The 12,040-nt window shown below is 42.3% G+C and carries 14 protein-coding genes, 1 rRNA gene and 1 riboswitch; of the genes, 2 read left to right on the top strand and 13 right to left on the bottom strand.

Annotation, left to right across the window (positions count from 1 at the left end; translation table 11 throughout):
* Positions 1-9: 9 nt before the first annotated feature.
* Positions 10-789, bottom strand: coding sequence for a peroxide stress protein YaaA (yaaA, locus tag QL229_RS06350; RefSeq protein ID WP_138557269.1), 780 nt, complete (start codon positions 787-789; stop codon positions 10-12).
* Positions 790-1,010: 221 nt separating this feature from the next.
* Here yaaA and tal point away from each other — a divergent pair, with 221 nt between their 5' ends.
* The gene (gene tal / locus QL229_RS06345; protein ID WP_138557268.1) at positions 1,011-1,961 is read left to right on the top strand and encodes a transaldolase; all 951 of its coding nucleotides are present in this window, start codon (positions 1,011-1,013) and stop codon (positions 1,959-1,961) included.
* 186 nt (positions 1,962-2,147) lie between these two features.
* Positions 2,148-2,339 carry a DUF3545 family protein gene (locus QL229_RS06340; protein WP_135923711.1) on the top strand — a complete coding sequence of 64 codons (192 nt, stop codon included), beginning with the start codon at positions 2,148-2,150 and terminating at the stop codon, positions 2,337-2,339.
* Between the two features lie 36 nt (positions 2,340-2,375).
* Here QL229_RS06340 and ung read toward each other — a convergent pair whose 3' ends face one another.
* The 12 genes from ung to rrf form a co-directional block, all read right to left on the bottom strand.
* On the bottom strand, positions 2,376-3,050 hold the full coding sequence (gene ung / locus QL229_RS06335; protein WP_235384137.1) for a uracil-DNA glycosylase: 675 nt from the start codon (positions 3,048-3,050) through the stop codon (positions 2,376-2,378).
* A complete protein-coding gene (locus QL229_RS06330) occupies positions 3,047-3,904 on the bottom strand; it encodes a cobalamin-binding protein (RefSeq protein WP_281546603.1) in 858 nt (285 codons plus the stop codon). Before QL229_RS06330 ends, ung begins: the two co-directional genes overlap by 4 nt.
* Before the next feature lies 1 nt (position 3,905).
* Entirely contained in the window at positions 3,906-4,505 is a 600-nt protein-coding gene (gene cobO / locus QL229_RS06325) for a cob(I)yrinic acid a,c-diamide adenosyltransferase (protein WP_281546602.1), read from the bottom strand.
* 9 nt (positions 4,506-4,514) lie between these two features.
* Complete coding sequence (locus QL229_RS06320) at positions 4,515-5,999, bottom strand: cobyric acid synthase (RefSeq protein ID WP_281546663.1); 1,485 nt, start codon at positions 5,997-5,999, stop codon at positions 4,515-4,517.
* Positions 5,999-6,526: a bifunctional adenosylcobinamide kinase/adenosylcobinamide-phosphate guanylyltransferase gene (gene cobU / locus QL229_RS06315; RefSeq protein ID WP_281546601.1), complete on the bottom strand. Its 528-nt coding sequence runs from the start codon at positions 6,524-6,526 to the stop codon at positions 5,999-6,001. The genes QL229_RS06320 and cobU overlap by 1 nt, the downstream gene beginning before the upstream one ends.
* Positions 6,523-7,329, bottom strand: coding sequence for an adenosylcobinamide-GDP ribazoletransferase (locus QL229_RS06310; protein WP_235384133.1), 807 nt, complete (start codon positions 7,327-7,329; stop codon positions 6,523-6,525). The genes cobU and QL229_RS06310 overlap by 4 nt, the downstream gene beginning before the upstream one ends.
* Position 7,330: 1 nt before the next feature.
* Positions 7,331-8,392, bottom strand: coding sequence for a nicotinate-nucleotide--dimethylbenzimidazole phosphoribosyltransferase (gene cobT / locus QL229_RS06305; protein ID WP_281546600.1), 1,062 nt, complete (start codon positions 8,390-8,392; stop codon positions 7,331-7,333).
* A gap of 3 nt (positions 8,393-8,395) precedes the next feature.
* Positions 8,396-9,385 carry an iron ABC transporter permease gene (locus tag QL229_RS06300; protein WP_281546599.1) on the bottom strand — a complete coding sequence of 330 codons (990 nt, stop codon included), beginning with the start codon at positions 9,383-9,385 and terminating at the stop codon, positions 8,396-8,398.
* A complete protein-coding gene (locus QL229_RS06295) occupies positions 9,378-10,208 on the bottom strand; it encodes an ABC transporter ATP-binding protein (protein ID WP_281546598.1) in 831 nt (276 codons plus the stop codon). The genes QL229_RS06300 and QL229_RS06295 overlap by 8 nt, the downstream gene beginning before the upstream one ends.
* A gap of 80 nt (positions 10,209-10,288) precedes the next feature.
* Positions 10,289-10,427, bottom strand: a riboswitch (cobalamin riboswitch).
* A gap of 12 nt (positions 10,428-10,439) precedes the next feature.
* Positions 10,440-11,057, bottom strand: coding sequence for a histidine phosphatase family protein (locus tag QL229_RS06290; protein WP_135923702.1), 618 nt, complete (start codon positions 11,055-11,057; stop codon positions 10,440-10,442).
* An 83-nt stretch (positions 11,058-11,140) separates the two neighbouring features.
* On the bottom strand, positions 11,141-11,569 hold the full coding sequence (locus QL229_RS06285) for an FKBP-type peptidyl-prolyl cis-trans isomerase (RefSeq protein ID WP_281546597.1): 429 nt from the start codon (positions 11,567-11,569) through the stop codon (positions 11,141-11,143).
* A gap of 229 nt (positions 11,570-11,798) precedes the next feature.
* A 5S ribosomal RNA gene (gene rrf, locus QL229_RS06280) occupies positions 11,799-11,913 on the bottom strand.
* Positions 11,914-12,040: the final 127 nt, after the last annotated feature.

The following is a 12,040-nucleotide window of genomic DNA, read 5'->3' as shown; positions in this document are numbered from 1 at the left end:
TGCTAAAAATTAGTTCTGCTCTTCGCGTAAGAAAACAGGCTCTAATTCTTTTGCTGTTGCATCGCTACTAAAGTAATAACCTGCAACGGTGAAATCTTTTAAATCACTCAATTGGGTAATTTTATTTTCAATGATGTAACGCGCCATCATGCCGCGGGCTTTTTTCGCATAAAAGCTGATCACTTTATATTGGCCGTTTTTACAGTCTTTAAAATGCGGCGTAATGATTTGCGCATTTAACGCTTTTTTATCAACTGCTTTAAAATACTCGTTCGAAGCAAGGTTTACTAAATACTTACTATCTTGCTCAGCAAGTACCGTATTAAGCTTTTCGGCGATGACACTGCCCCAAAACTGATACAAGTTTTTACCACGTGGGTTTTCAAGTTTAGTACCCATCTCAAGACGGTAAGGCTGCATTAAATCTAACGGCTTCAGCACACCGTAAAGGCCAGACAAGATACGTAAGTGTGACTGCGCGTAATCGAGGTCTGAACTGGTTAATGATTGTGCATCTAAACCACCGTACACATCGCCATTAAAAGCCAACACGGCTTGTTTTGCGTTATCTTGCGTGAATGGCTGCGACCACTCGGCGAATCGTGCTGCGTTTAAACCAGCTAATTTATCGCTGATTTTCATTAGGCTACCAATTTGCGCTGGTGTTAAATCACGGCAAACTGACATTAACTCTTCGCTATGCTCGAGTAATTCAGGTTGAGTGAATTTATCGGTCGTGGCTGGGGTTTCGTAATCTAAATTCTTTGCAGGTGAAATAACAGTGATCATACTTAGCTATTGACTTGTAATTTATTTGATGTCAATTTCAACATTAATTGAATCAAAATGCACGTTTTGTTTCGTCCTGCCTTTATCCGCTGCTCTTTCATACATAATGTTCTAGTTTTCTATATTAAGGACATTTGACCTATTAAACACTGTCATAGTGTTGCAGCATAAAGGTGGCTATAATGGATATTCTTTTAACTTGCTTGGAATGAGGAAAGCAAATGACTTCAGCACTACAAAGGCTTAAACAGCATTCATCTATTGTTGCAGATACAGGTGATATCGAAGCTATCAAAAAGCACCAACCAGAAGATGCGACAACTAATCCGTCTTTACTTTTAAAAGCCAGTGAAATTGAAGCGTACAAGCCTTATTTAGATAAAGCGTGGCAATATGCCAAAGAAACCGAGCAAGATGCAGCTAAACAACTTGAGCTAGCTTGTGATTACTTTGCTGTTTTAATTGGTAAAGAAATCAGTGAAATTGTTCCAGGTTATATCTCAACAGAAGTAGATGCGCGTTTATCATTTGATACGCAAGCGACAATCGATAAAGCCCACACTTTATTGAGCCTGTACGAAAAAGAAGGTGTGAGCAAAGATAAAATCCTGATCAAAGTTGCATCAACGTGGGAAGGCATCAAAGCCGCTGAGCAATTAGAGAAAGAAGGCACTAAGTGTAACTTAACGCTGTTATTCTCTGAAGCACAAGCTCGCGCATGTGCCGATGCTAACGTATTTTTAATTTCACCATTCGTTGGCCGTATCCTAGACTGGCATGTTGCTAACGGTATGGAAAAGCCAACTGATCCACTGAACGATCCTGGTGTGCAATCGGTTCGTAGTATCTACGAATTCTACAAACGTCACGATTACAAAACAGTGGTAATGGGCGCAAGCTTCCGTAATACAGGCGAAATCATCGCGCTTACAGGTTGTGATAAGTTAACCATTAGCCCTGCACTTTTAGAAGAGCTAGGCCAACTAACTGATGCACAAGAATACCTGCTAGATAACAACTTTACTGTTGAAGAAAAACCAGCACCACTGACTGAAAGCCAGTTCCGTTGGTTACATAACCAAGATGCAATGGCAACAGAAAAGCTCGCTGAAGGTATTCGCTCGTTCGCAGAAGCACAAATTGAATTAGAAGCTCGTTTTAAAGCAATGTAATTCAAATTACAGCATTTTTTAAAACGCCACCGCCCGGTGGCGTTTTTGTTTCTGAAATAACTAATTCCTTGATCTATTCATCTATCAATCACAGTTCTGTAACATTATCGTCACTTTTTTGTTCTATTTTTACCTTGCCTATGGTATACGTATTTCCGAGGTTCAAAAAATAAATGGGAGAAGTTCATGGATAGCCTAGACGATATTTTAGAAATATTAGAAGGTCCTGGTAAAACAAAAAAGACCTCCACAAAAAATAAAAAAAGAAAATGGCGCGAAATCGAAGCGTTAAAAGATAAACACAGATTACGTAAAGAACTAAAGGAGCTTGATTACTTTACTGACAGTATTGACATAGACGAATTAGATTTTTTGTAAAATAAAGGCCCTTATTATGGGCCTTTTACGTTTCTGTTATAAAATTTGTGGTAATGACCAATTGATCGGTTTTTTGTTTTGATCAATAAGTATTTGGTTTGTCTTAGAAAAGTGCTGACAACCAAAAAAACCTCGATGAGCAGAAAGCGGTGACGGATGCGGACCTTGGATCACATGATGACGCGAGGTATCAATATGTTTACCTTTTTTCTGTGCATGCGCGCCCCATAAAATAAACACCACACCTTCACAGTGTTGATTAATAAGCGCAATCACTGCATCGGTAAATTGCTCCCAGCCAAGCTGCTTATGAGAATGAGCCTGCCCTTGTTCAACAGTAAGTACGGTATTAAGTAAAAACACTCCTTGCTCTGCCCAACTTTGCAAGTAACCATGGTGGGGTATTTCAAACCCATCAATATCTGTGGCTAGTTCCTTGTATATATTCTTTAATGATGGCGGTAGCTTTTTAACCTGCGGCAATACCGAAAAACACAAACCATGGGCTTGGCCTTCTCCGTGATAAGGGTCTTGCCCTAAAATAACCACTTTGACTTCGCTCAGTGGTGTGGCATCAAAAGCTGAGAATACCTGCTCATCTTTTGGATAAACGGTCACACCTGCTGCGCGTCTATCAGCTACATATTGCAAGGTTTCTTGCATGTAGGGTTTAGCAAGCTCGGTATCTAGAAATGTTTGCCAATCGATCATTTTGAAGCCTGTATTTGCTGACGAGAAATGTCTATTTTACCACACATATCACTTAAACCATCTAGCATACGGGTTGTAAAACGATGCAATAGATCTGCATTCACACTAATAAACTGGTTATGCTGCACTGCCGGCAGTTCAGGCCATTGACGCCAGTCTATCTTCGGTTGCGGCTTTTTAGATTTTTCGTCTGGAATAATAATCGCCTCAGGTTTAGCAACCAATACATTTTCAATACTAATACGCGGGTAATCAGTATCGCTATTAGCAAACACATTCTCAGCATGGCAAATAGTTAAAAGCTGATTGATCCAGGTATTTCCACCAATTGTCATCATCGGCTCTGGCCATAATTGATAAAAAACAGGCACGGCTTTTTTACCTTGCTGAGAGGCACGAATTGCATTGAGTTTAGCTACAAACTCATTGGCCACCTTATCTGCCTTAGTTTGTAAATGCGTAAGCGTGCCGAGCTTACGTAATTCATCAGCAACATTATCAACTTGATCCGGATTACTATAAGCAACAGGAATGCCTAGCTTTTCGATATAAGCGAGGTCATCAGCTTTATTTCCTGTCTTCCACGCTAAAACAAGATCTGGCTTAAGTGACAGTAACTTTTCCATATTGACGCCGTAATACCCACCAACACGTTCAATATCATTCGCTTGTGCTGGGTAATCAGCAAAATCAACCGTACCAACGATACGATCGCCAGCACCTATCGCAAACAGGTTTTCAACAATGTGCGGTGCTAAAGCAACAATACGCTGTGGCTCTTTAATTTCATGAGCGTGTGCAAGTGCGGGTAAATTTAATAAAAAACCTAAGAGTGCAAACTTGATGGTTTTCATGTTAATAATCGAACCCTTTTTGCGCTTTAATGCCAGTATCAAAAGCATGTTTTACATTTCTAACTTCACTGACTGTGTCAGCCAAGTCGGTCAATTTTCGGTGTGCACCACGTCCTGTAATGATCACCGATTGCATGGCTGGTCGAGAGCTTACTGCCTCTAGTACTTCGTCTAAGTCAATATAGCCGTAGGTGATCATATAGGTTATTTCGTCTAGCATAACGAGGTTAATCGACTCATCCTTGAGCATTCTTTTCGCTTCTTGCCATGTCACTTGGGCAGCTGCGGTGTCTGACTCTTTGTTTTGTGTTTCCCAGGTAAAACCGGTGTTCATAATAACAAATTCAACCCCTGCTTTTTCGAGTAGGTTACGCTCACCGCACTCCCAAGTCCCTTTAATAAACTGACACACAGCTGCTTTCATTCCGTGACCAACAGCACGTGCGACAGTACCAAATCCAGAGGTAGATTTGCCCTTACCATTACCAGTAATGACCTGAAAAATACCTTGCTCTTTTTGCGCAGCAGCAATACGTTCATCGACTTTTTCTTTTACTTTTTGCTGGCGCTGTTGGTGCTTATCTTGATTCTGTTCGCTCATTGTTGTTCCTTATGACTCTAAGTTGAAGTTCTCATAAATATTGATGATTTGTTCAATATCGAGATTCTCTGCTACCACATTGGCTAAACGGCTTAACTGCTGTTCACGGTTTAAGTTAATATCAATCGGCTGTATTTGGCTATTTGGTGCAAGCCAAGTTGTTAGCTCAGCTCCCCCCTCTGGCGTATCGAACAAGCCATGTAAGTAAGTACCTGCGATTTGGTTATCATCACTAATAAAGCCATCCACTTTAAATCCACTTGGGTGATTATTAAAACTCAAGAATGGCTTTTCAAGTGCGGGCCCTTGGCTTATACCAGCGTGAATTTCATAGCCTGAAATTGTTTTACCACTACGATTTAAATGAAGCATGCCAGTGACTTGGCTTAATACTTTTTGCTGCCCTAACTGCGTTTCAAAGTCAGCAAGCCCTAGCCCTTCTGCGCTGCCTAAATTGGATTCAACAGCATGTGGATCAGCAAGATAGTTGCCTAACATCTGCAGCCCACCACATACTCCGAGCACTTTACCGCCATAGCGTAAATGACGTTTTATTTGTGTGTGCCAACCTTCATTTTTTAAAAACGCTAAGTCGCTAAGGACATTTTTACTGCCCGGAATAATAATCAGATCAACACTTGGAATAGTCTGGGTATGACGTACATACTGTAAATCGATTTCTGGTTGTAATCGCAGTGCATCAAAGTCAGTGTGATTACTAATATGAGGTAGCAATAGCACTGCTATGCGCAATTGTGGTTTATCTACCTGATTGCTTATAGCAACGGCATCTTCAGCATCTAGTGCTAAGTCATGTAAATAAGGTAACACCCCAAGCACTGGCTTATTGGTGTATTGCTCTAACCAATCAAGACCGCCTTGCAATAACGCAATATCACCCCGAAAACGGTTAATCACAAAGCCTTTAACGCGCGCTTGCTCTGAGTCAGACAATAACGCTAATGTCCCAACTAAATGGGCAAACACCCCGCCTTTGTCGATATCGGCGATAATGATCACCGGGCAATCTACCGCCTCAGCATAGCCCATATTGGCAATGTCGTTTTCGCGCAGGTTTATTTCTGCAGGGCTCCCTGCACCTTCAACAACCAGTAATTCAAAACGTTCACTTAAACGCTGCTGCGAAGTAAGAACCGCATCCATCGCCACTTTTTTGTAGTCGTGATAACTGTCCGCTTCCATATTCGAAAGCGCTTTACCATGAACGATTACCTGCTCCCCAGTATCACTGTTAGGTTTTAATAAGATAGGGTTAAAATCGACTTCTGCGGGCACTTTTGCCGCTACAGCTTGCAAAGCTTGTGCTCGGCCTATCTCGCCACCATCTGCTGTTACGGCGCTATTTAACGCCATATTTTGTGGCTTAAAAGGTGCAACCTTTATGCCTCGCTCAGCAAAGATCCGACAAAGTGCTGCAACAAGGGTACTTTTGCCTGCATCTGAAGTTGTGCCTTGCACCATTATTGTTTTCATCATTGTTCTCTTTTCAAAGTTTGTGCAAGACCTGCAATCACAAACTCAACACGTGCAACTTGCTGTGCTAAGGCTTGATGCAACCAACCTGAATGATCAACAAACTGACGGCTTAATTCACCGAGCGGCACAATGCCATGACCCACTTCATTGCTGACAAAAATCACCTCACCAGACAATTGCGATAGCACATCGAGTAAGGCCGCTTTTTGCTCAAGCCAAAATGCTTCACCCTGCTGGCATAAGCAATTACTCAACCACAAGGTTAAACAGTCCACTAAAATACAGTTTTCAGCTTGGCTATACTGTCGTAATGTTTTAGCCAAATGCAAAGGCTCTTCAATAAGTTGCCAATGCTTAGCGCGCTCTGCTTGATGCCTATTAATTCGGGCTGTCATTTCTTCATCACCCGCATTTGCTGTAGCAATGTAGATAAGTGGCTTGTCTGAATTTATTGCCAGCTGCTCAGCAAAACGGCTTTTACCGCTGCGAGCACCGCCTAAAATTAAGGTGTGTGATTGGCTCATAACATACTCACTAGACATAAGTAGGTAACAAGCTCAGATACTTGCTGGGCAGCACCTAAGCAATCGCCGGTATAGCCAGATAACTGCTTTTCAAACCAGCGCTTCAATAGTAAACGAGTAACAAAAAGCACACTGACGAGTATTAATAATTGCCCTAGAGTGAAGCCAAAAAACAACCATGCTATTGCTAACACAGCAAAGCCAGTTGCTAACAGTATTTGATAACTTTGCGTACTTAAATACATCGCAATTGGTTTTACTTTAGATGTGGCGTCCTGACTTACATAGTCCATATCTGCAATTAAACTTGTTGCTACAACCCGGCTTAAGCTTTGTCCTAAAACAAGAGCAATAATCAGAGTACTGGTTGCCTCGCTAAGTGCGACAAGTGTTTGGTACTTAACTAATAAAGCCATCACAAGCGCCGCAGCACCATAGGTGCCTAAGCGACTATCTTTCATAATGTTGAGCTTATCTGCAACTTGCCAACCGCCACCAAAGCCATCCCAGACATCAGCAAGCCCATCTTCATGAAATGCCCCTGTGATTACCAAGCTAAACGCCATAACTAACGCAACTGCAATGGCTGGGGGGAATAACCAACTTAGCAGCAAAAAGCTTAACGCTAAAAGTGCGCCTAATAATACTCCGACCAATGCAAAATAGCGGCTGGCCTGATTGAGCGCCTTATTCGATACTGCAAAGTTTAATTTAACGGGTATACGCGTTAAAAAGCTGAGCGCCAGTAAAAATAACTGAAGCTGACTTGGAGTCGTGTTTGAAGTGTGTTGTTCCGTGCTCATATCAAACTACTTGCTCAACATTAGCATCGACAAAACTTGCCATGTCATTATAAAACGCCAAAGATGCTTGCAGTAAAGGTAAGGCAAGTGCAGCACCTGTGCCCTCTCCTAAACGTAAATCTAGCTGTAATAAAGGTGATGCGTGCATGGCATTAAGCATTGTTTTGTGCCCTTGCTCATCAGAGGCATGGGCAAATAACATGTAATCGCGAGCGTTTGCATTAATGCGAGTTGCAACAAGCGCTGCTGCAGTGCAAATAAAGCCATCCACGATCACCGCCATGCCGAGCTCCGCAGCAGCTAAAATGGCACCGGTGATCTGAACAATTTCAAAACCACCTAATGCAGCGAGTGTCATTAGTGGGTCGCTAAAATGAGCTTGATGCAATTGGAGGGCTTGCTCCACAACCTTGATTTTTTTAGTAACAACCTCGTCACTCACACCTGTGCCTTTACCAACACATTGGTTGGCAGGTAAGGACAACAAAGCAGCCATTAATGCCGCAGCACTTGTAGTATTACCAATACCCATCTCTCCAAACGCAATAGTATTGCTGCCTTGCTCATAGAGTGAATGAACTCGCTGCTTTGCTAATTCAAACCCTTTTTCAACGTGACTACGAGACATGGCCATTTCAGTATTCAGTGGGGCAGTGATTTCACCTAAACGCTGGTTATGCACACTTTTATCATGTGCTGTAGTGAGTGTTCCGGCATCGACAACTTCGAGCTGCCAACCAAGCTGGCGACAAAATACATTGATTGCAGCGCCTCCAGCTGCAAAGTTTGCCACCATTTGTGATGTAACAGTGCTAGGAGCAATTGACACACCTTGACTTGCCACACCATGATCGCCTGCAAAAACAACCAGAGAAGGCTTTGAAATAACTGGTTTAAAGGCAAGTAGCGCCTGCTCACTATCAAGCTGCTTTGAAAAAATAAGCGTTAATTGTTTAGCACAACTCTCAAGCTTACCTAAGGCACCAAGCGGCTTCGTTTTAAGGTCTATCTTTTGTTGTATTACAGCTGAAAACTGCTGGTTAATTGGCATGATATTAAACATTAGCTACCTGCTCTGTTTACGAAAATAAAGTAAGAATAAAAAGAACACGCTGCCGATAGCTGCAGTGATCACACCAACGGGTAATTCTTGGTTATTCAATAAGGTTCGGCATAACACATCTACCCACACCATAAAAATGCCACCGACCAAGGACGTCATGACTAAGTTATGACTGCTGCCTTGCGGCGAAAAGTAGCGCACAATATGCGGGATCATCAGACCTACAAAACCAACGCCTCCACACAGAGCAACAAGCACCGCTGTAATTAATGAACTTAGCAGCAGCATCATGATCCGAAAGCGTTGAACATGAATCCCCAAAGTCGCAGCACTTTCATCGCCAAGTAGCATTGCATTAAGCTGACGACGAAATGCAATCATCAAAGTCATACAGGCAATAATAACGGTAAACGGCAGCCAAAGAGTGCCCCACTGCGCCCGAGAAAAACTGCCCATTGTCCAAAATAAAATAGCTGTAATTGCTTGAGGATCACTAAAATAAAGCAGCAGGCTAGTCAGAGCGCTAAATAAGAAGGATAAAGCAACGCCGGCAAGTAACATGGCTTCAACTTGACCAACATGGCGACGCCCTGCAATAGCAATAAGCAACAGCATAGAAAGTAAGCTTCCGGCAAATGCAGCAACTGACATACTAAAGCCAAAACTCACACCAGTAAGGGCTATAAAGCACACCACACCAAATGAAGCCCCTGAAGAGATACCAAACAAGTAAGGATCAGCAAGCGGGTTTCGGGTTACGGTTTGCAAAATTAATCCCGCAAGAGCAAGTCCAGAACCTGCTAAAAATGCCAGCACCGTTCTTGGCATGCGTAACTGCCAAATAATCCGCTGCACGAATTCATCACCGCCTTGGCTAAACAGGCCATTAAGTACATCACTCAATGGTGTGTTTGCAGCACCAAAGCTCAGAGCGAAAAAACAACTAATAAGCCCAACAACAACACAGATACTTAAACGCATTGCATCAGTCATTTTGATGCTCCTGTGTCTGATAGCCATAAAAATAAGTTATATGCGGGATAAACTTATCGGTGTTTGATTGCGGATGAGCAGACACTGCAGCGCAGACACCAAATACATCGCTCAACAGCTGCTCAGTAAGCACCGCTTTTGGTTGCCCCTGACAAACCAATTGCCCTTCGTCAATTACCAGTAATTCATCACACAAACTCGCTGCGAGATTTAAGTCATGAAAAGAGGCAAGCACAGTCACATCGAGGGACTTTGCTAATTCCATTATTTGAATTTGGTATTTAACATCAAGGTGACTGGTAGGCTCATCCATGATCAAAAGCTTAGGTTGCTGTACGATAGAGCGTGCAATGAGTGCTCTTTGCTTTTCACCACCAGAGAGTGAATCGAATGCTTGCTCACTATGATGAGACAAACCAACCTGCTCAATCGCTTGATATATTCGCTGCTTATCATTGATAGACGTGCCGCTGAAAAGTCGCTTATGAGGTGTTAACCCTAAACTCACCACGTCGAACAGAGACAAATTAAACTGCGATGGAGACTCTTGTAAAACTACAGCAACCTGCTTTGCAAACTCATCAGCATTGATTTGCCAGATATCTTCACCGTTTAGCAACACAGCCCCTTGTTGAGGTTTCAAGTAACGATAAAGACAACGCAGTAAGCTTGATTTACCTGCACCATTAGGGCCAAGTAAACCTATAAACTGCCCAGCTTTTAACTCAAGGCTAATTGATTTAAGTATTGTTTTATTCGCAATACCCCAACTTAAATCAGAGACTGATATTAATGGCGCAGAGCCGTGGCTAGTTTGTTGCAAGCTTGTTCTCTCTTGGCGAGCAACCACAACGCACAAGAAAGCACTGATAAGTACCAGAAAATGACGTGAGTTTACCCGCTCGATGATTAATTGTTAGTGCTAAGTATCTGGCTGACCATACTTATGATGGATTACAGTTGCGGGAACAGCTGGAGAATTTCACTCCATTCCATAGCATATGTGTATTATGGCGGGCTAAGTAAATAATTCAATGAATATCACTCTAGATGGCTAAAAAACAATTTTTGGCCAAGTTTTTCCTTGTTCATCTATATATACATCGAGTGTAACAAGTCCCGCATAAGGGAGGTGGAAAACATTTAAATGCGTGGCTGACTGTTTTGGCATCTGGCAAACAATAGCAAGAATTTGTTTAATCACACCAGCGTGGCTGATTACCAATGACTGAGTATGTTTAGTTTCACTCAATGAGTTTAAAAACGTTTGCCACCAAGCTTCTACCCTTGCGTAAAAGTCAGCCATTGATTCACCATTGGGTACTTTTACCTGCCAAGGATGCTGCCAAAAATCACCGATATGAGGTTTACTGGTTTGCTGCCAAAGCTGCTGATAGTCTTGGCCATCCCAATCACCAAAATTAAACTCTTTCAGCGCATTGAAATACTGAACATTCAATGTGTGTTGATTTGCTAAAAAATCAGCATAGACTGAGCAACGCTTTAGCGGTGAGCTATAAATAGCATTTAAATTCAACAGTTCAGCAGAGGCTTGGCGCATTTGTTCAAGACCATGCTTTGATAAGTCAACATCGATTTGCCCAGAAAGAATACCCGGTGTGGCAATTTCGCCATGGCGAAGAAAATAAACTCGTGAAGTAAATGCGTCCATAATGTTCCTCAGTAACCAGTAGTGAACGTTAACGCGTTTCAAATACTCTGTCGAGTTATGCTAAAGGACTTATGCTAAAAGAATTAAGCTAAACGCATCAACCGAACGTCAAAATGCAGCACTGCGTTCGCACCAATTTTTCCGCCGTTACCTTTTTTACCCCAAGCAAGCTCTGGGGGGATCACAAATTCATAGCGAGAGCCGATATTCATTAATAACAAACCTTCTCGTAACCCTTCTATAGCTTCTGATAAAGCAAACACCTCTGGCATACCCGCTTTATAACTGTCGGCAATCACATTGCCATCAGCAAGCATAATACGTTGATTAATGACCACTGTATCGAACTCTGTTACGCGATCCCCTGCAACATCATCAATCACTTTATACATTAAACCCGATGGGCATAGATGCGTATCAGGATGAGATGAGAACTTAGCGATGAATGCTTCACTATTTTTACGATTTAACCCTGAAGAACCTTTTGACTTGGTTGTTTTCTTACGAGACACAGTAAACCCTAATTGTATTACAAATATAAAACGCTTTATCGCATAACAACGCAAGGGAAGCAAGGGGCACTGTGGTTTGTAGTGAGTTAGCGAGAGTAAAGTTAGAAAGAGGAAAGTTTTAAAGCTCTGGCGTAGATTGGGTAGAGCGCAGCGAAACCCAACACAGAGAGCTATCAGCTTAAACGCAAAAAAGCCCGACTCTTTCGAATCGGGCTTTCTTTAATTTGGAGCCTGGCGATGTCCTACTTTCACATGGCAAATGCCACACTATCATCGGCGCTGTTTCGTTTCACTACTGAGTTCGGCATGGGGTCAGGTGGGTCCAAAACGCTATTGTCACCAAGCAAATTCTGTTCAATTTTCTTATTATTTTTAATTTAAAGTCTTGCGACTGAATTTGGAGCCTGGCGATGTCCTACTTTCACATGGCAAATGCCACACTATCATCGGCGCTGTTTCGTTTCACTACTG

The sequence above is a fragment of the Pseudoalteromonas sp. PAR1 genome (assembly GCF_947311895.1).
GTDB lineage: Bacteria > Pseudomonadota > Gammaproteobacteria > Enterobacterales > Alteromonadaceae > Pseudoalteromonas > Pseudoalteromonas lipolytica_C.
The sequence above is the reverse complement of the archived record's forward strand: the minus strand, read 5'-3'. Positions and strand labels throughout refer to the sequence as shown.